This is a genomic window from Microvirga terricola (assembly GCF_011777495.1).
GTDB lineage: Bacteria > Pseudomonadota > Alphaproteobacteria > Rhizobiales > Beijerinckiaceae > Microvirga > Microvirga terricola.
The window spans coordinates 45,868-64,252 of record NZ_JAATJS010000006.1; the positions used below are offsets into that span (position 1 = coordinate 45,868).

Annotated in this window: 16 protein-coding genes and 1 pseudogene; 12 read left to right on the forward strand and 5 right to left on the reverse strand. The window is 61.2% G+C overall.

Translation table 11 applies throughout. The features are described from left to right. Positions 1–179: 179 nt before the first annotated feature. The 7 genes from HB375_RS15810 to HB375_RS15840 all read left to right on the forward strand — a co-directional run bounded on the left by HB375_RS15810 (position 180) and on the right by HB375_RS15840 (position 5,034). Complete coding sequence (locus HB375_RS15810; RefSeq protein WP_167673981.1) at positions 180–575, forward strand: c-type cytochrome; 396 nt, start codon at positions 180–182, stop codon at positions 573–575. Position 576: 1 nt separating this feature from the next. Next, the gene (locus HB375_RS15815) at positions 577–1,383 is read left to right on the forward strand and encodes a (Fe-S)-binding protein (protein WP_167673982.1); all 807 of its coding nucleotides are present in this window, start codon (positions 577–579) and stop codon (positions 1,381–1,383) included. Then, positions 1,380–2,813, forward strand: coding sequence for a LutB/LldF family L-lactate oxidation iron-sulfur protein (locus HB375_RS15820; RefSeq protein WP_167673983.1), 1,434 nt, complete (start codon positions 1,380–1,382; stop codon positions 2,811–2,813). Before HB375_RS15815 ends, HB375_RS15820 begins: the two co-directional genes overlap by 4 nt. After that, entirely contained in the window at positions 2,810–3,481 is a 672-nt protein-coding gene (locus tag HB375_RS15825; RefSeq protein WP_167673984.1) for a LutC/YkgG family protein, read from the forward strand. The genes HB375_RS15820 and HB375_RS15825 overlap by 4 nt, the downstream gene beginning before the upstream one ends. A 105-nt stretch (positions 3,482–3,586) precedes the next feature. Beyond that, the gene (locus HB375_RS15830) at positions 3,587–3,844 is read left to right on the forward strand and encodes a (2Fe-2S)-binding protein (protein ID WP_167673985.1); all 258 of its coding nucleotides are present in this window, start codon (positions 3,587–3,589) and stop codon (positions 3,842–3,844) included. 82 nt (positions 3,845–3,926) lie between these two features. Further along, positions 3,927–4,406 carry a bacterioferritin gene (gene bfr, locus HB375_RS15835; RefSeq protein WP_167673986.1) on the forward strand — a complete coding sequence of 160 codons (480 nt, stop codon included), beginning with the start codon at positions 3,927–3,929 and terminating at the stop codon, positions 4,404–4,406. Between the two features lie 97 nt (positions 4,407–4,503). Further along, a complete protein-coding gene (locus HB375_RS15840; RefSeq protein WP_167673987.1) occupies positions 4,504–5,034 on the forward strand; it encodes a DUF3828 domain-containing protein in 531 nt (176 codons plus the stop codon). A gap of 7 nt (positions 5,035–5,041) precedes the next feature. Here the strand turns inward: HB375_RS15840 and HB375_RS15845 are convergent, their stop codons facing one another. Both HB375_RS15845 and HB375_RS15850 read right to left on the reverse strand, forming a co-directional pair. Next, positions 5,042–7,765 carry a bifunctional acetate--CoA ligase family protein/GNAT family N-acetyltransferase gene (locus HB375_RS15845; RefSeq protein ID WP_167673988.1) on the reverse strand — a complete coding sequence of 908 codons (2,724 nt, stop codon included), beginning with the start codon at positions 7,763–7,765 and terminating at the stop codon, positions 5,042–5,044. A 108-nt stretch (positions 7,766–7,873) separates the two neighbouring features. Then, the gene (locus HB375_RS15850; protein WP_167673989.1) at positions 7,874–10,519 is read right to left on the reverse strand and encodes a PAS domain-containing sensor histidine kinase; all 2,646 of its coding nucleotides are present in this window, start codon (positions 10,517–10,519) and stop codon (positions 7,874–7,876) included. Positions 10,520–10,710: 191 nt separating this feature from the next. Between HB375_RS15850 and HB375_RS15855 the strand changes: the two are divergent. The 5 genes and pseudogenes from HB375_RS15855 to HB375_RS15875 form a co-directional block, all read left to right on the forward strand. After that, a pseudogene (locus HB375_RS15855) lies at positions 10,711–11,073 on the forward strand (phasin); the annotation flags it as partial. 51 nt (positions 11,074–11,124) lie between these two features. Beyond that, positions 11,125–11,571, forward strand: coding sequence for a phasin family protein (locus HB375_RS15860; RefSeq protein ID WP_167673991.1), 447 nt, complete (start codon positions 11,125–11,127; stop codon positions 11,569–11,571). Between the two features lie 40 nt (positions 11,572–11,611). Further along, a complete protein-coding gene (locus HB375_RS15865) occupies positions 11,612–12,052 on the forward strand; it encodes an NUDIX hydrolase (RefSeq protein ID WP_167673992.1) in 441 nt (146 codons plus the stop codon). Positions 12,053–12,347: 295 nt separating this feature from the next. Then, positions 12,348–13,055 (forward strand): outer membrane protein, encoded by a 708-nt coding sequence (locus HB375_RS15870; protein ID WP_167673993.1) that lies wholly within the window; start codon positions 12,348–12,350, stop codon positions 13,053–13,055. A 157-nt stretch (positions 13,056–13,212) separates the two neighbouring features. Further along, the gene (locus tag HB375_RS15875) at positions 13,213–14,181 is read left to right on the forward strand and encodes a DUF5996 family protein (protein ID WP_167673994.1); all 969 of its coding nucleotides are present in this window, start codon (positions 13,213–13,215) and stop codon (positions 14,179–14,181) included. Here the strand turns inward: HB375_RS15875 and HB375_RS15880 are convergent. The 3 genes from HB375_RS15880 to HB375_RS15890 all read right to left on the reverse strand — a co-directional run bounded on the left by HB375_RS15880 (position 14,178) and on the right by HB375_RS15890 (position 18,366). Next, positions 14,178–14,807: a ParB-like protein gene (locus HB375_RS15880; protein ID WP_167673995.1), complete on the reverse strand. Its 630-nt coding sequence runs from the start codon at positions 14,805–14,807 to the stop codon at positions 14,178–14,180. The two genes, HB375_RS15875 and HB375_RS15880, sit on opposite strands and share 4 nt — an antisense overlap. Before the next feature lie 185 nt (positions 14,808–14,992). Beyond that, positions 14,993–17,071 carry a DUF1565 domain-containing protein gene (locus HB375_RS15885; RefSeq protein WP_167673996.1) on the reverse strand — a complete coding sequence of 693 codons (2,079 nt, stop codon included), beginning with the start codon at positions 17,069–17,071 and terminating at the stop codon, positions 14,993–14,995. An 86-nt stretch (positions 17,072–17,157) separates the two neighbouring features. Next, positions 17,158–18,366, reverse strand: a complete 1,209-nt coding sequence (locus HB375_RS15890) for a glycosyltransferase (protein WP_167673997.1) — start codon at positions 18,364–18,366, stop codon at positions 17,158–17,160. Positions 18,367–18,385: the final 19 nt, after the last annotated feature.

Genomic DNA, 18,385 nt, shown 5'->3' on the forward strand with positions numbered 1-18,385 from the left:
GTTTGCACACGATCCTTGCGGGAAACAGGGTTCCCGGCCGAAGATCGTGGGATTGGCCGCTCATGGGCTTCTTTGTGCCTCTGAGCGACTCATCCTACGGTAGCTGCTCTTCAACGATTTTTCCAATAATGTGGACGTCCTCTAAGATAGCGTCGTCATCGCCGAATAGGAGTTTTCTGATGCGTTTTCCCGTTCTTTCTGCTGCTCTAGCCCTTGTCGCCCTGTCGGCCGTCAGTCCGGCGCAGGCTCAGGACGCCACTGCCGGCGAAAAGGTCTTCACCCAGTGCAAGGCCTGCCACCAGATCGGAGAGGGCGCGAAGAACGCGGTCGGCCCGGTGCTCAACGGCGTCATCGGCCGCCCGGCGGGGACTTATGAGGGATACAATTACTCTCCCGCCAACAAGGACTCCCACCTGACCTGGGACGAGGCAACCTTCCGGGACTACATCAAGGATCCGCGCGCCAAGGTGCCCGGCACCAAGATGATCTATGCCGGCGTCAAGGATGACAAGAAGATCGACGACCTTTTGGCCTATCTGAAGCAGTTCGACGCCACCGGAAAGAAGGCGCAGTAACATGAGCGCGGACGCCTCCCCCACCGAGCGTCGCGCCAAGCCACGGGTCGGCCTGTTCGTCACCTGCCTCGTCGACCTGATCCGCCCTTCCATCGGTTTCGCGGCGGTGAAGCTTCTGGAGGATGCGGGCTGCACCGTCGACGTGCCGGTGCAGACCTGCTGCGGCCAGCCCGCCTACAATTCCGGCGACCGGGCGACGACGCGGGACATTGCCGAACAGGTGATCGCTGCCTTTCAAGGCTACGACTACGTGGTCGCGCCGTCAGGCTCCTGCGCCGGGATGATCAAGGCGCATTACCCCGAACTTTTCGCGGACGATCCGAACCTTCTCCCCAAAGCGGAGGCGCTGGCGGACAAGACCTTCGAACTGACGAGCTTTTTGGTCGACGTGCTCGGCATCTCGAAGGTGGATGCCGCGTTCAGCGGCACTGTGACCTATCACGATTCCTGCTCGGGCCTGCGCGAGCTTGGCGTAAAGACGCAACCGCGCAAGCTCTTGGCCAGCGTCGAAGGGCTGACTCTGGTTGAGATGAACGACAGCGATGTCTGCTGCGGCTTCGGCGGCACCTTTGCCGTGAAATACAGCGACATTTCCGGCGCCATCGTCGATGCGAAGGCGAAGAACGTCGAGGAAGCTCATGCCCGCACATTGCTGGCCGGCGATCTCGGCTGCCTCATGAACATGGCCGGCAAGCTCTCGCGCGACGGCAAGACCATCGAGGTGCGTCACGTGGCCGAGGTTCTCGCCGGCATGACCGACGAGCCGCCCATCGGCGCGCCAAAATTGGAAAAGGGAGAGCGGCCATGAACGTTCACACCACCTCTCCTCAATTCAAGCGCAACGCCGCCCGCGCACTAGCCGACACGCAGCTGCAGAAGGCCCTCGGCAATGTGAAGCAGGGCTTTATCGACAAGCGCGCGAAAGCCGCCGCCAAGCTGCCGGAATTCGAGGCGCTGCGTGATTCCGCGCGGGACATCAAGAACCACACGCTCGAAAACCTCGACCTCTATCTCGAAGCCTACGAAGCCAAGGTGACGGCGTCCGGCGGGCATGTACATTTCGCCCGCAACGCAGAGGACGCCCGCGACATCATCCTCTCCCTCTGCCGTGAGGCCGGTGCGAAGACGGTGACCAAGGGCAAGTCGATGATCGCCGAGGAAATCGAGATCAACGACCATCTGGAGAAGAACGGCATCACGCCGGTCGAAACCGACCTCGGCGAATACATCATCCAGCTCCGCCACGAATTGCCGAGCCACATTATCGCGCCGGCGGTCCACCTCAACGCCACCCAGGTGGAGCAGGACTTCCGCCGCGTTCACAAGAACCTCGACCCGAACCGCGATCTCTCGCAGCCCGTGCAATTGCTCAGTGAAGCACGGTCAGTGTTGCGCGAGCGCTTTCTCGCCGCCGATGTGGGGATTACGGGTGCGAACTTTCTTGTGGCCGAAACAGGCACCTCCGTGATCGTCACGAACGAGGGCAACGGCGATCTCACACAGATTTTGCCGAAGACGCATATCGTTCTCGCCTCCATCGAAAAGCTCGTTCCGACGCTGGAAGATGTGAGCCAGATCCTGCGCGTGCTCGCCCGCTCCGCGACTGGGCAGGATATGTCGGTTTACACCACCTTCTCTACCGGCCCGCGCCGCGCGAGCGATGCAGACGGGCCGGAGAACTATCACGTGGTGCTCATCGACAACGGGCGCTCGGCGATGCTCGGCTCCGATTTTCAGGAGATGCTGCGCTGCATCCGCTGCGGCGCGTGCATGAATCATTGCCCGGTCTATCACGCGGTTGGCGGACACGCTTATGGATGGGTCTATCCGGGGCCGATGGGCGCGGTGCTGACCCCGGCGCTGATCGGCGTCGACAAGGCCGGCCATCTGCCCAACGCCACCACCTTCTGCGGACGCTGCGAAAGCGTGTGCCCGGTGCGCATCCCCTTGCCGAAACTGATGCGTCATTGGCGCGAGCGGGAATTCGAGCGGCATCTGGCGCCCGCCACCTTCCGTTCGGGGCTCGCCTTCTGGAGCTTCTTTGCCAAGCGCCCCGCGCTCTACCGGCTCGCAACCCGCGCGGCGATGGTGACGCTGGGCTTTGCCGGCCGTCATCGCGGACGCTTCAAATGGCTGCCGCTCGCCAAGGGCTGGACGAAGTATCGCGACTTCCCCGCACCGGAAGGTGAGACATTTCAGGCGCGATGGAAACGCGAGCGCAGCAGGAGGCCCGCATGAGCGCGCGCGACGAAATCCTGGCCAATATCCGCCGCGCGCTCGGCGTGAAGGGAACGGAGACGATCCGCAAGCAGATCGTGGCTGAGCGGCTGGAACGCGCACCGAAGGGGCTGATCCCTGCGCGTGGCCAGGCATCGGGCGAGGAGCGGCTTGCCGTGTTCAAAGCGCAGGCGGAAGCGTCTCTTGCCACGGTGACGGAGGTCACGTCCCCGGCGGAGGTGCCGCAATCGATCGCGCTGTTCCTGCGCAGCCATAACCTGCCCGCGACGCTGCGTATGGGTGACGACTTGCGTCTCAAGGCGATGCCCTGGGCCGAGACCTCACTCGAGATCTCGCACGGACCGAGCGCGGGCGGCGACCTCAACGCCGTCAGCCACGCTTTCGGCGGCGTCGCCGAGACCGGCACGCTGGTGATGGTCTCCGGCCCGGAGAACCCCTCGACGCTCAACTTCCTGCCGGACAATCACATCATCGTGGTGTCGTCAAAGGACATCGCGAGCGATTACGAGACCGTCTGGAACCGCGTGCGCTTCACCTTCGGCAAGGGCGGGATGCCGCGCACGGTCAACTGGATCACCGGCCCATCGCGCTCCGGTGACATCGAACAGACGCTGCTTTTAGGGGCGCATGGGCCGCGGCGGCTGCATATCGTCGTCGTGAGGGATTGATGGGGCCGCGACAACCCGGCGCAGAGCGTTGCTATGGCAAAAGCCGCGATTTTGGACTAAGTCATTGAGAGAGATATAGTTTTTATCAATTCTAAACTACTCAAGATGATCGTCTGCTCCTGTAATGTCCTTTCCGACGGCGATGTGAAGGCCTGTCTCGCGCCAGGGCCGCGTTGTCCGCGCACGCCCGCACAGGTCTACCGCTGCCTGGGGTGCAGTCCCAATTGCGGCCGCTGCGTGCGGACGATCCGCACGATCATGGACCAGGCACTTGCCGAGGCCGGGGCGGAGCCGCTTGGGACTTGCGAGGGGGGGTGTTGCCCAGCCATTCCTCAGCCGGCCGCCGCAGAACCGGCCCTTTAAGAACGCTCCATTCTCTCTAATTCCTCAATCCTCTCACATCGCATGGCGGGCGCGAGCCTGCACCGTTGGACAAGAGGCGACGATGAAGGGCGATCCGAAGGTCATCGAGTATCTCAACCGCGGCCTGCGCAGCGAGTTGACGGCGGTCAGCCAATACTGGCTGCACTACCGAACCCTCGACAATTGGGGCTACAAGGAACTTGCCAAGGCGTGGCGCGAGGAATCCATCGAGGAGATGCACCACGCGGACCGCTTCATCGAGCGCATTCTCTTTCTCGACGGCTTCGCCAACCTGCAGGTGCTCGATCCCTTGCGCATTGGCCAGAACGTCCAGGAAATCCTCGAATCCGACCTCGCCGCCGAATATGACGCGCGCAATCTCTACGGCGAAGCGGCCGAATATTGCGACAGCGTCGGCGATCGCGTGTCGAAAATCCTGTTCGAGGACCTTATGAAGGACGAGGAAAGCCACATCGACTTCCTCGAAACACAGCTCAAGCTTGTCGAGCAGGTCGGCGTGGAGCTTTACGCCCAGAAACACATTGGCGGCCTCGACCACTAAACCGATCTCGGATCGTGCCATTGCACACGGTGCATCGGTTTGTATCCTGGCATATACTGTCAAGTGCATCGCTCGATGCGCCCTGACAGAGACCACAATGATCACTACTCTTTGCAAGATTGTATCACAACGGAGCGTTCTTGCGCTCGCGGCGGCTTTCCTTCTCCTTTTCGGCACGCCCTCGTCATCCTTCGCGGCCGATGCCGGCGCGAAGCCGTTTCTCGAGTCGATCTACAAGTCGTACACTGACGCGAACGCCGATGGCATCGAATGGCGCGGCCCGAACGCACAGCTTTATTTCGACGCCAACCTGACGAAGCTCATCCTGAAGGACCTCAAGGAATCCAAGGGCGAGCTCAGCCGCATCGAATTCGACCCCTTCATCTACGCTCAGGACTTCGACCTTCAGGATCTCAGCATCACCGTTACGCCCAAGGGCACCGCGCGGGCGGTCGGAAACGTCTCGTTCAAGAATATCGGCGCGGTGACGAAGATCACCTACGATCTCGTCAAGACCCTGAAGGGCTGGCGGATCGAGAACATGTCGTGGGATGGGGCCGAGGCCGGGGCGGACAATCTTCGCGCGCTCCTCTCACGTCCTTTGGGGGCAACCGCAGAGGCCGATTGAACCGCTCTTATGGCGGCACGGGTTCGGCCTCTCCCATGGAGGCGATGGGCAGCGTGACGAGGCGAAGCTCCGGATCCTCCGGATCGGGATGAATCGCAAAGCCGAGACTACGGCACATGTCGAGCATGGTCGTGTTTTCGCGCAGGACCTGCCCATCGATTTCACGCAAGCCTTCCACCTTCGCCCATTCGATCATGAGCTGCATCAGTTCCCAGCCGAGGCCGATGCCCTTCAGGTCGGAGCGCAGGAGAATACCGTATTCGCCGGTCTCGTGGTTGGCGTCGGCATGGACGCGGACCGCGCCCATCATTTCGCCGGTCTGCGAATCGAACGCGACGAAGGCGATGGCGCGCGCGTAGTCGAGCTGCGTCAGCCGGGCGAGAAAGGCATGGCTGAAATCGCGCACCGGCGCGAAGAACCGCAGTCGCAGATCCTCCGGCGTGATCTGCTCGAAGAACCGGCGAAACTCTGCCTCGTCCTCAGGGCGAACCGGGCGAACGAAAATCGTGCGTCCGTCGCGTAGCGTGATGGTGCGCTCCCATTCCTTAGGATACGGCCGCACGGCTAAGCGCGGATGGCCTTTGCCCTTTCGCGCCTTTGGCACCGGCGCGACGGCGACGCGCGCGTCAACGGCAATGACGCCGTCGTGATCCGCGAGCAGCGGATTGATGTCGAGTTCGTGGACCTGCGGAATATCGGCAGAGAGTTGCGCGACTTTCACCAGAACCAGCGCGATGGCTGGCATGTCTGCGGCAGGAACGTCGCGGTAGGATTTGAGAATGCGCGACACGCGCGTGCGTGAAATGAGATCGTCCGCCAGTTTCAGATCGAGCGGCGGTAACGCGAGGGCCTTGTCATTGATGACCTCCACCGCCGTGCCGCCGCGACCGAAGAGAACGACCGGCCCGAAAGAGGGATCGTCCGCAAGGCCGACAATCAGTTCACGCGCCTTCGGCCGCCGGATCATCGGTTGAATCGTCACGCCTCTCACAGAGGCATCCGGGCGCAGCCGCGCCGCGCGCGCGAAAATGTCGGCGGCGGCATTTTTCACCGCACCCTCCGTCGTAAGATCGAGCTTCACGCCGCCGATATCGGATTTGTGCACGATATCGGGAGAGAGGATCTTGACCACGACCGTGCCGCCATTCGCCAGGAATGGGCGCGCGGCCTCCGCCGCTTCATCGGCGGTTTTGGCGAGGACGACAGGAGCGACGGGAATATCATAGGCTCGCAAGAGGGCGTTGACCTCCAACGGATCGAGCCACTCCCGCCCCTCGGCAAGAACGCGCTCGACGATCCTCTGCGCGGCGGCGGTATCGGGTGCAAAATCATGGGGCAGACTATCCGGCGTTTCCATGAGTTCGCTTTGCGCCTCGCGATAGCGCACCAGCTGCAGAAAGCCGCGCACGGCGTCCGCTTCCGTCGAGAAATGCGGAATGCGCGCCTCTTCGAACACGCGGGCGGAATCCGGGTCCTCGCCGATCCAGGCGGCAAAGACCGGCTTGTGCTGCAAGCCATGACGCCGCTCGTGTTTCACCACGCCGGCGATGGCTGTCGCGGCCTCGGGCGCGCTCGTCACGGCGGTGGGCACGTTGAGCACGAGGATCGCATCGTTGTCACGATCCGCTATCAACGCTTCCAGCGCGCCCTTGTAACGGGCGGGATCGGCGTCACCGACGATATCGACCGGATTCGCATGTGACCATGTCGGCGGCAGGAAGCTGTCGAGCTTCGCGCGCGTGGCGTCGGAGATCGCGGCCAACGTACCGCCGAGGTCGATGAGGCGGTCGACCGCCAGCACCCCCACGCCGCCGCCATTGGTGAGAATGGCAAGGCGATTGCCGGGAAACGGTTTTTGCCGTCCCAGCGTCTCGGCGGCGGCGAAAAGCTGATCGAGATCGAGCACGCGCAAAAGACCGGCGCGTCGGAAGGCGGCGTCGTAAACCGCATCCGACCCCGCCATAGCTCCGGTATGCGTTGCCGCCGCCTTCGCGCCCTGTGCATGGCGCCCAGCCTTGATGACCACGACGGGTTTGGTGCGCGCGGCGGCCCGTGCCGCCGACATGAACTTTTGCGCGTTGTCGATGGACTCGATGTAAAGCAGGATCGCGCGGGTGCCGGCATCTGCCGAGAAGAAATCCATGCAGTCGCTGAAGTCGACGTCGACCTTGTCGCCGAGCGAGACAATGGCCGAAAAGCCGACCTGCCGCTGCGCCGCCCATTCGACCAGACCTGCCGCGACTGCGCCCGATTGCGAGACAAGCGCGAGATCGCCAGGGGCGGCGCTATGCGCCGCAAAGCTCGCATTAAGCCGCGCACGTGGTGCAATGACGCCGATGCAATTGGGGCCGATGACGCGCAGGCCGTAGCGGCGCGCTGTAACCCTTACCTTTTCCGCCTCAGAATCGCGCCCGTAGCCAAGCCCCGCGGTCGCGATGATCGCCGCCGCGACCCCTTTGCGGCCAGCTTCCTCAATCACCTCCAGAACGTTGCGCGGCGGCACCGCGACAATGACAAGGTCCGGCGTCTCCGGCAGCTTGGAGATCGACGCATAGCATCGCCTACCCTCCACCTGACGATGATGCGGATTGATCGGATAAAGCGCGCCCGCGTATCCGCCCTCGATCAGGTTCTTGAGAAAGGTCGAGCCGAGAGAGCCCGGCCGCGGGCTCGCCCCGATGACGGCGACGGAGCGGGGCGAGAAGAGTTTGTCGAGGCGATAGGTGGACATGATAATCCTTCGTCTCGTGTCACGGAAGAGAGAAGCGTAGCGTCTATTCCGCCAGGATCAATCGTCTGACTCAGCAATAGCGGGCGTGGGGGCTGCGCAAAGCCGGCATCACTCGGCGAGAACCCGCGTCGGCGGGAAGATCACCTCGACGAGGGTACCGTCGTTCGGGTGGCTCGAAATCTGCAACGCGCCCCGGTTGGATTCGACGAGCGCCTTGGTCAGCGGCAGGCCGAGGCCGGTGCCGCCGCGTTTGCGCGAGGTCGCGAGCTGACGGAACGGTTCGAGCGCTGCCTCGATCTCATTTTCCGTCATGCCGATGCCGGTATCGCGCACGCGGAACGCGACCTCGCCCCGGTCGGTCAGCGCAGTCGAGATGATGACCTGTCCGCCCGCATCGGTGAACTTGATGGCGTTCGAGATGAGGTTGAGCGCGATCTGGCGCATGGAGCGCTCATCCGCGACGACGGGCGGAAGTTTTACGGCGAAGCTCGTGCGCATGACGATGCGGTCGCGCGCGGCCTGCGGCTGAAGAAGCGCGACGCAGGACGACACGAGATCGTTGAGATTGACGCTCGTGAAGGTCAGCTCCATCCGCCCGGCTTCGACCTTGGCGAGATCCAGAAGATCGTTGACCAGGCTGATGACATGCGCGCCGGAGGCGTGAACGTCTTTCAGATAATTCTTGTAGCGCTCGTTGCCGATAGGGCCGAAGCGCTCTTCCAGCATCACCTCGGCAAAACCGATGATGGCATTGAGCGGCGTGCGGATTTCATGGCTGATCTTGGCCAAGAGATCGGATTTCTGCGCGCTCGCTTGCTCAGCCGCGCGCTTCGCGCCGACCAGCTCGCCTTCCGCCTTCTTGAAGGGGGTGATGTCGCGCAGCACAGCGCAGAATTTCCGCTGCGGCCCGTCATTGACGTGGCCCATGGTCATGAAGAGCGGGATCGTGCCGCCCTGGCGCACGCGCCCCAGAACCTCGCGACCATCGTTGAGCAGGCTCGCCACGCCGGGTGAACGCAGGCCCTCTAGATAGCCGAGCGCCACGATGTGACTTTCCGGCGCGAGCAGGACGGTGATCGCATCGCCCACCACGTCGCGCTGGTCATAGCCGAACAGCGCTTCCGCCGAGCGGTTCAACGACAGAATGCGCCCGGTCTCGTCGAACACGATGACGCCATCAGTTGCGGTGTCGAGGATCGACTCCAACTCATGCACACGGCTTTCGTGCTCGCGTAGATCCCATTCGACGGCCCGCAGACGCGCCTGATCCGCTTCAGGAGCCTTGCGGATGACCATGACGCTTGCAGGCTCGCCGTTCCATTCAGCGGCCGCGGGGCGCACTTCAACGGCCACGCTTTCGTTTCGCCGGTTGGTGAGCGCGAGTTGCGAGCCGCCCTCGTCCGCGCCTTGCAGAACGGGACTGCCGCGGAACAGGGACACGAGGCCGCCTTCGCGCGCGATCTGGTCAATATCGTCGTAGCCGGTCAGGTCAAGCAGGAAGCGGTTGGCAAAAAGCACCTCTTCGCCCTGATGGACGAGAACGCCGATGGGCAGGCGGTCGAGCACCTTGTCGCCATTGGAGCCTGGAGCCTCTGGCGGAACAGCAGGCGCAGCCTCTTGCTCCTCGACGGCAGGCGTCTCTTCGACAGGCGCGGTTTCCACGCGTGCGCCGAGGGCGCGTGCGATTTCGCGGAAGGCATTGCGCTCGACGCTCGACAAGGTCGATTGACGAGCGGGCACTACCGCTGGCTTGGCGGTCGGCTCGAAAGCCTGTTCGCTCCTGACTTCTTCCGGTGCGACGGGCTTGGAACTTGCGAGGGCTTCGGCCACCCGGTCGCGCAGATGCGCAAACCAGCTTTCGTCATCGCTTGTCGTCAGATCGGGGCTCTCTTCGTCGTCCGCAGCGGCTTCATCGTTCGGCGCGGGGAGCTCCTCGTCGGGCTGCTCCGCCTCGCGGGCTGCGTCCATGCGCAGAAGGCCGAAACCGCGAAAGCCGACAAGTGCGCGATCATCGCCGAAAATCGGCATCCCGGCCCAATCGACAGGGACCTCCTTCGGGGAGCTATCGAGGCTCCAGAAAATGGTGCGGCCGCTCCAGGTCTCGCGGTGGGCAAAGAGGGACGCGATGGCCCCCTCCGGATCACGGGCAACGGAGCGGGACACCTCGTCCCAGGTCCGGCCGACGATGTTCCCCGCCGCCGGCCCGACGGCCTCGACAAGGTTCGGTGAGACATGGATGAAACGGGTCGCAGCATCCGCCTGCCAGACGAAACGAACCGTGGTCGGCTTGGCGACCTTCGGAGGCAGGACGACATCCGGAGCAATAGCGGCAGAAGCTTCGGCCGTCGGAACGGCGCGCGGCTTGGGAGAGACCTTCGGCACCGGCCCGACAATCGCCGTCACCAGCACCGTCTCCCCGGTCGGGAGATCCGCGAGCCGGCAGGCGCAGGTGACCGGCATCCATGCCTGCGTGGGATCGAGCCGCAGGCGTTCCAGGCGCATACCCTGCCGGGGCGCAAGGCCGCCGGCCAGCGCCTTCAGGCGGTCACTCGCCCTGAACCCGGGAAGAACCTTGCCCTCGGCATCGGCAAAAACATCCCCCAAGCCTTCCGCCACTGGGGAGGCCCAAAGCAGCCTTTCGATAGCCAGATCCCACACGAGCACGCCCATTCCCGGCTTCGCCATCATGGCCAAAGCCGGGTCCGCGGCGAGCCGCGCGATCATCGCTTCAAAGGGGTTCGGAGCATCCGTCATGAACGGCTTAGACCTTCACCTGCCGACAAGGCACCTCTTACAATACGTCTTCTTCACTATCGGCGATCCTGGGCCGGTGGCAAAGCTCTCTCACCGCTTTACTTTATAGTAACCTTAATCTTGAGGCCTCGAGTTGTTTTGCGGTGCACAATGTGATATTGCACTGCACAATTGCCGAAAAGGAGTGTTCGATGGCAACGAATCCGACCCCCGGTTACGAGATCCCCACTGAGATGCGCGACTTCGCCGAGAAGAGCGTCGAGCAGGCCCGCAAGGCCGTCGATGGCTTCATGGGCGCCGCCCAGAAGACCGTCGACACATTCGAAGGCTCGGCCACTACGGCGCAGGCCAGCGCCAAGGATGTGACGCGCAAGAGCTTCTCTTACGCCGAGCAGAACATCGCCGCCGCCTTCGACCTGGCGCAGAAGCTCGTTCGCGCCAAGGACGTGCAGGAGGCCATGCAGTATCAGGCCGAGTTCGTCCGCTCGCAGTTCGAGGCGATGCAGACCCAGATGAAGGAACTCGGCGCCATGGCTCAGGCCGCCGTGAAGCAGCCCGGCTCGAAGAAGTAAGCCCGATCCAAAAACCTTCGCGAGGAGGCATGCATGGCGGACGCCAAGAAGGCCGGAGCCAGGACGAGTACGAAGAGCGTGCGAAAGTCTAAGACCCCCAAGCCGGCCGCCCTCGCCGAGGCAAGGGAAACGGTGAGGGCGGTCGAGCCGCCTCCTGCCGCCGAGACCGCTCAGGCTTCCGCAAAGGACCCCAACGAGGTCCTGCGCGCGAGCGTGAGCGAAGCGGCGCGCGGGGCTCTTGAACTTAACGAGAAGATCCTCGACGCGCTGCAGGCCCAGGGGCATGCGGTCCTCGACACATGGCGGCGCACGCTGAACGCGCCCCGCCTCTCGGAGGCGATCCTGGCGCAGACGAGCGGCGTCCGGGAAGCCTACGAGACGGCCTCCGCGCATTGGAAGGACATCACGGAAACCACCGCGCGGTTGGTCCACAAGAGCCTTGAGCCGCTGCAATCGGCCCTGCACCGTCAGGACCGCTGATCCCCTGTCGGAGACAGGCGCCTTGCGATAAGGCTTGGTCATGTCAGGCCAAGCCTCCTCCCCCATCCCCGCCGTCATCGCTGTGATCGTTCACGAGGGCATGACGCTCCTCGTGCGGCGCGCGAACCCGCCCGATGCGGGCCTCTGGGGCTTTCCCGGCGGGAAGATCGAATACGGCGAAACCGTCGAAGCCGCCGCCCTCCGCGAGCTTTTTGAGGAAACCTCCATCACGGGGGAAGCACGCGGCGTCATCACCACCCTCGACATCATCGAGCGCTCCCCCACAGGCGAACCGAGCCAGCATTTCATCCTGATCGCGGTGCGTTGCGCGTCGCGCGGCGGCGTGCCGAAAGCCGCGGACGATGCGCTCGAGGCGCGCTGGTTCCCCATCGCGGACCTTCACACAAAGACAGCCGAGATGAGTGCGGACGTGGAGAGAATTGCCCGCCTCGCCGAGGACCTGGCGCGCCTGGATCCCTGAGGAGCCGGGCCCAAAAACGAAAGAGCCCTGCCTTTCCAGGCAGGGCCAAGTTTCGGTTGTCTCTCGCCTTGGTCAGGAGGCCAATAAAGCGTTACCCATCTGCGCATGAGATCCATATTGAGGTCAATTCAACCACCCCTTCATGGTTTATGGAAAGTAAACATTCATAAATCATCAATCATACGAGTATCACGTTATAGCAATTATGTTGCATGACTTGCCCATCCCTCATAAATACTCCGCCAGACCCATGAGACCTCGTGCTCTTTGTGTCCTTTATGAACGGAAAATAGTTATGCGCACCTCTCTTCTCGGATTGCTCGCTGGAACCGCAGCTCTCGTCGTCGCCGCCTCAACCGCCCAGGCGGCTGACCTCCCCTCGCGCCGTGGCCCGGCGCCGGTTTACGCGGCAGTCCCGGCCTTCACTTGGACCGGCTTCTATGTAGGCGCGAATGCCGGCTACGGCTGGAGCACTGGCACGAGCCGCTACTATGACCCGGCTTTCGGTTATGTCGGCAGCAGCAAGAAGGGCGGTTTCGTCGGCGGTGGACAGCTCGGCTATAACTACCAGTTCGGCATGTTCGTGCTCGGCGCCGAAACCGACATTCAGTATGCCTCGGTCGGCAACAAGGGCGCTTCCTACGGCAGGGCCTATTATCCGGGCAACTCGGATGGCTACTTCGGCACCATCCGCGCCCGTCTCGGCGTCGCCTTCGACCGCGCGCTCATCTACGGCACCGGCGGTTTCGCTTATGGCGACGTCGGCGGCAACAACTCCTATGACCAGCTCCTCGGCTATCGTCGCGACGGCGGCACCAACGGCGGCTGGACGCTCGGCGCCGGCGCTGAATACGCTGTCTCGGACAACATCACCGCCAAGGTCGAGGGCCTCTATGTCAACCTCGACACCAAGAGCAACTACGCTCTCGGTGAGCGCTACAGCGGCCGCCGCGACACCGAATTCGGCGTCCTCCGCGCAGGCGTGAACTACAAGTTCAACTAATCGCGACTCTGCCGAAACAAACTTTTTGGAAGCCCGGTGGAAACACCGGGCTTTTTCATGCGCGCGCGATGGAGTGATGAGCGCTTGATGCGCTGTGTCCTCGCCCCATTTCCGAGAGGCCTGCCCTCCTCGGCACGCTCTAACCCGGCGCAAGCACATGAACGTCAAACATACTTCGACTGGCGCGACCGAGTTGTGGCCGGCGCTGCCTTATGGCGAGTGGAACGACACGGCAACGACGCTGCAGCTCATGACGCAGATCGTCGGCAAGATCCGTCTGGCGCGCACGCCCTGGCTCAACCATTCCTGGCACGTCACGCTTTACGTCTCCGCCGTGGGACTCGCGACATCGCCGATCTATGTCGACGGAACCGTTCTCGAAATCGAGTTCGACTTTCTCTCGCAGCAGCTTCATTTCCGCACGAGCCGGGGCGACCGCCGCGCGATTCCGCTTAAAGCCCAGCCCATCAGCGCTTTCTATCGCGCCGTCTTCTCGACGCTGGACGATATCGGCCTTCCCATCGCCATCGATCCGATGCCGAACGAGATCGCAGACGCGATCCCCTTCCCCGACGACCATGTGCACCGAGCCTACGACGCCGATGCGGCGCAACGTTTCTGGCGCGCTCTGGTTCAAGTAGATCGGGTGCTCAAACGCTTCCGCACCGGCTTTATCGGAAAGTGCAGCCCGGTCCATTTCTTCTGGGGCAGTTTCGATCTCGCCGTGACGCGCTTTTCAGGGCGCACGGCCCCGCCTCATCCCGGCGGCGTCCCAAATCTCCCGGACGACGTGGCGCGGGAAGCCTATTCACACGAGGTCAGCAGCGCCGGGTTCTGGCCGGGCAATGCAACGTTTCCGCAGGCGGCGTTCTATTCATATGCCTATCCCGAACCGCCCGGATTCCGCGACCGCGCGATCCTGCCTTCGGCCGCTTCGTTCAATCCGCAATTGGGAGAGTTCATTCTGCCCTATGACGCGGTGAGACTCGATACCTCGCCGGACGACGCGCTGATGGCGTTTCTGCAATCCACCTATCAAGCCGCCGCGGACACGGCGAAATGGGATCGCCACGCTCTCGAATGCGCCTTCGGATCGCCGGGACATTGCCGACAGTTGAGTGACTAGTCGGAACTGTGCGGCCCGCACCAGCCCGGCAGGTATTCCGCCTGAGCACTCTTGGCGAGTTCGAGCGCCTGTTCCGAGGCCTGCGCAAAATTCTCCTCGACCAATTTTCTCTTCACGTTCCGGCGGAGAAAATCGGCCCACAAAAACTCGCTGTAGAGCGTCGTGTCCTTGGCGTACCCGCCTATTCGCCGCAGCTCTCCCGCAAGCGAACGATAGGGATCGTCAACAAGCCCTTCGATGGATTTCGGAATGTCGCGGTGGGTCTTCAGCTTTCCGTCGCTGTCGTAAACATGCATCCAGTTCTTGTGGCCCAGCACAACCCAGAACGCCTCCTTGTCCAGCGCGCTCAAGTCCGCCACGGGGGAAACGAAAACATGCTCGACCTTTTCGAGATGTAGAGCGAGCGCGAGATGGTGATGGTCGAGGATGTAATCCCGTCCTTTCGGCCCGATGACGACGGGTATCATATGCGTGCCAAGGAACTCAGAACCCTTCTTCCCCTTGGTGCCTTTCTCCCGCCACCGACGCCGCTTCTCCTCGACCTCCCTCATGCCGACCGTGATCTGCGTCGGCCGAAGATCCGTGAGCAATGTCGGTTTGAGGATCGGTTCCAAGACATCATGCATGTTCGTGCCCTCTTCGTTGACGATAATTCGGGCACCGCAGCCGTTGTGACAAGATACATCAGGGAGGACCACTTCCAAGGGGCAAACCATCACTCATTCAGAACCTCCTCGAAAGGGGCCTCTGAATCACAACTCAGCTCAAATTAATGGCCCTGAGCCTAGGTCGCCGCAATGAGGCTTCTGCGTCATTTAACGTGCATCCTTAACTCCGGGCGGCCTAGCGAAGCGGCATCCTGCGCACGCAGCGAAGTGCTCCCACATCCCCCCACCCTTCCGCTCGGTGGCTGCGAAGGAGCATCGACAACAAAAGGAAACGCATTGTATTCGGCGGCAGGCGTCCCAAAAGGTATGGCACCTATATCGCGGGAGGAGTGACTATCCGGCAGTTTGCCGAGCACCGGGTGAAGTGGGATGTCGATCCCGGCGCCAATGGCCGGGCTTCCGGCACACAATGCGAAATCAGTGATCCTCCGAATCTCGCTGCCGGGCGTCAACTGCCACACGGAGTTGCCCTTATCGAGAAAGTCGAAAACAAGCCCGGTCAATCGAGGATCGGTTCCTCGGTGCGGCGTGTCTCCAATACCCTGGGCCTCAATACCCTTCGCTTGATAAAGTTGTCTAACGGTGTTGAATTTCCAGGCCAGAGACTCACTATCAACCGTGTTGAGCTTCCAATACAGATTACCGTCGACGACCTGACCTTCTCCCAATCGATATTTGTCCATGACCGGACCATTTATTGTAATCAATATGTTATTGGCGATCCGGCCGTCTTCGGGATGTTTCGGTGTGATGTTGATGCCTCGGCCCTTGCTACTGCCGAGCAGGATCAGGGTATTGTGATAAAAATGTGCGTTCCTCGTTGAATAGCGTGAGCTGTCGCTGTTTTTGAACATCTCCATAAATCCGAATCGGCTGCCGCCATTCCAGGAGTTGATCCCGATGGCCCGGTTTATGGGGGGATTTCGCAAAAGCGACGCAACATTGCGGTAGAACAGCAAAGGGCCGTTGAATTTCGGCGTGTCTTGTCCCGGAGCCGCAGCGGTCAGACAGTTCGAAATGTAATTGTCGTGTATCGATATCAGGCCGACATTGATCGTACCCTCGATCTCGAAGGCATCATCGGCGCAATTCTCAAGCCGATTATGATGGACAAAGATCCTGTCCTCGTTGGTGTTCGTGCTCACTAGATCCTGGCCTGAGCCTCGAATGTGATTGTAGGAAATCTCCCAATCGTGAGCTCCGCCTCGAAGATCGAGTGAAGTCACCCGCATAAGCTGGGCGGGATAGGGCTCGTCTTTTATATCGCTCCAAAAAATCCAATACGGATTGTCACCATAAATCTTTGAGCGGGTGATCGACACATTGGACACATTGTCCGCGTCAGCGACAATGCCCTTCGCGCCGTTCCAAATTGTAAGTCCATCGAATTGAAGATCATGAACGCTGGCAGAAATTCCAACGCTTCTGTTCGCCTGATTGATCGTGAGATCTTTAAACGTCAGGTATGACCCTGCCACATCCAGAGTGTGACGGGCCATTGAGAGAAGAATGGCGTAGTTCCTGGGATCGGGACGATCCGCGTTGAATACGGGTCCGTACCGGGCTTCTGCCCCCTTGAGATCCGCTGTTTTTGAAAGGCGAATATGAATTCTGCCATCAGAAGGCTCGTAATAGACTCCAGGACCTATGTAAAATGAGGTAGTCGGCTCGACATAGGTCTCACTGGAAGCCCGAAAAGGTTGCGGATCCTTGTAGGGCACGAGAAGGACCCTTTGGTTCTCGTAACCTGGGATACCGTCGATGTAAGCATATGGGTGATTGGCCGCCGGAAAAGTGCGAACCGATCTATACTCGCCGAGGGACTCATCTATGAGCTCCCAATCGCCATTGCCGACCTGGCGAAAGTCGGGAACCCCAGAGTCGATCGTAGCCATTTCCCCAGGATATGAGCGGATCGTGATGGGCGCGTCCTTTGTTCCGCTGACATGCACTTTGACGCTTTCAAAGTACGTACCGCCCCGAAGATAGACCGTGTCGCTAGGCTGCAGCTTCCCGACTGCAAGGTTAATCGTCTTAAAAGGGGCATTCAAAGTGCCGGGGTTCGAGTCGTTACCTGTGGTGGAAACGTAGTATTCGGCCGCCCCAACTGGAGCCGCTGAGAGCATGGCAACGCCGATGACCCACAGGCGGCCGAGTTCCCTCACCGTCCGGCCGTGTCGAGCGCGCGGCTGAAGACCCCTTTCAAATGCACGAGTAAACATCGACCCTACCCTTGAGCTTCCATTGTTCGGGATGGCAGAGATCTCGAGCCGATTATGCATAGGCCCGAGATCCACCTGGGCTTATGCTAAATGCGTCGATACCTAGTGTTGGCGATGGAACCGATGGACGTCGTTGCGAGATCGTTGAGGATAGCAAGCAGGTTCTCCCAAGTGACTTCCCGGCGGTAAAGCCTCATGACTCGCTCTCGACTTTGGCGGCCCAAGCGCAGCCGCTCTTCTGTGTGGTTCAGGAGATGGATCGTACGATCTGCCATGGCGTCATCGTCGCGACAGGGAACAAGAAAGCCTGAAACGCCATCTTCAACGGCTTCGCGAACACCAGGAACATCAAAGCCGACAACAGGTCTCTCCATTGCGGCTGCTTCCAACAGCACGTTCGGCAGCCCTTCGAAGAAGGAAGGAAAAACGAAGACATCGGCACATGCATAGAATGGACGAGGATCGTTTATGAAGCCGAACCGGTGCACCTGCGGATCCGTCGCAAATGTTTCTTCGGACTGAGGGCTGATCGGATCCCGCGGGTCGTCCGGGCCTAGAATGATCAGATGCGCGTGCGGGACGACATCTCTGATCCGTCGGAAGACGGGTACAAGGTGATCCACGCCTTTCTCCTTACATATTCTTCCGATGAAGAGCAGAATGGGTGCATCAGCAGGAATCCCGAGTTCTCGGCGCAATTCCTGACCGGCATTCAGCGCTTCATCACGAGGCGAAAATCGATCCGTATCGATGCCGTTACTTGAGCCATATCCGAGGATCCGCAGCTGGCTTTCGCTGCAGATGCCCTCCTCGACCAACTGATGGCCCATTTCTCGGCTGACGGGCACTACGACATCACACAATCCGCAAATGAGGCGGTCGACCGCCGCATAAAAACGTCGCTTGCGACCTGACATCATCTCATAGACCCGGCGCCGATTGACGAACACGATCCTGCCGTTCCCCGTAAGACGGGCCGCAACAGATCCCAAAAGACTTGCCTTAGGAGTAGAGAGATGAATGACGTCGAATCTATTTCTGAAAAAGAAGTGAGCCACTCTCACTAATGAGATCAAATCGAACGGAGACGGAAGACGTTTCATCGGGAGCACCGAAATCCGAGGGTTCCCGAAAAGGGCAGAATCGAACTCTGTGTATTCGCGATCCCCGACGACGACGTGAATTTCGTAGCCGTGGTTCTCCAGGAACGGGAGGAGGCCCTTGTAAAGGGTTGCGAGGGTGAAGCTATGAGTGCACATAACGCACATACGATGCTTTTTCCCGGCTTGGAGCATGGCTAACGGTCCCTTCTAT

Coding starts and splice junctions, on each gene's coding strand:
- HB375_RS15875 (WP_167673994.1), top strand. CDS start 13,213: ATGAACGTCAAACATACTTCGACTGGCGCGACCGAGTTGTGGCCGGCG.
- bfr (WP_167673986.1), top strand. CDS start 3,927: ATGAAGGGCGATCCGAAGGTCATCGAGTATCTCAACCGCGGCCTGCGC.
- HB375_RS15830 (WP_167673985.1), top strand. CDS start 3,587: ATGATCGTCTGCTCCTGTAATGTCCTTTCCGACGGCGATGTGAAGGCC.
- HB375_RS15810 (WP_167673981.1), top strand. CDS start 180: ATGCGTTTTCCCGTTCTTTCTGCTGCTCTAGCCCTTGTCGCCCTGTCG.
- HB375_RS15815 (WP_167673982.1), top strand. CDS start 577: ATGAGCGCGGACGCCTCCCCCACCGAGCGTCGCGCCAAGCCACGGGTC.
- HB375_RS15845 (WP_167673988.1), bottom strand. CDS start 7,765: ATGTCCACCTATCGCCTCGACAAACTCTTCTCGCCCCGCTCCGTCGCC.
- HB375_RS15860 (WP_167673991.1), top strand. CDS start 11,125: ATGGCGGACGCCAAGAAGGCCGGAGCCAGGACGAGTACGAAGAGCGTG.
- HB375_RS15820 (WP_167673983.1), top strand. CDS start 1,380: ATGAACGTTCACACCACCTCTCCTCAATTCAAGCGCAACGCCGCCCGC.
- HB375_RS15825 (WP_167673984.1), top strand. CDS start 2,810: ATGAGCGCGCGCGACGAAATCCTGGCCAATATCCGCCGCGCGCTCGGC.
- HB375_RS15865 (WP_167673992.1), top strand. CDS start 11,612: ATGTCAGGCCAAGCCTCCTCCCCCATCCCCGCCGTCATCGCTGTGATC.
- HB375_RS15840 (WP_167673987.1), top strand. CDS start 4,504: ATGATCACTACTCTTTGCAAGATTGTATCACAACGGAGCGTTCTTGCG.
- HB375_RS15870 (WP_167673993.1), top strand. CDS start 12,348: ATGCGCACCTCTCTTCTCGGATTGCTCGCTGGAACCGCAGCTCTCGTC.
- HB375_RS15890 (WP_167673997.1), bottom strand. CDS start 18,366: ATGCTCCAAGCCGGGAAAAAGCATCGTATGTGCGTTATGTGCACTCAT.
- HB375_RS15885 (WP_167673996.1), bottom strand. CDS start 17,071: ATGTTTACTCGTGCATTTGAAAGGGGTCTTCAGCCGCGCGCTCGACAC.
- HB375_RS15880 (WP_167673995.1), bottom strand. CDS start 14,807: ATGCATGATGTCTTGGAACCGATCCTCAAACCGACATTGCTCACGGAT.
- HB375_RS15850 (WP_167673989.1), bottom strand. CDS start 10,519: ATGACGGATGCTCCGAACCCCTTTGAAGCGATGATCGCGCGGCTCGCC.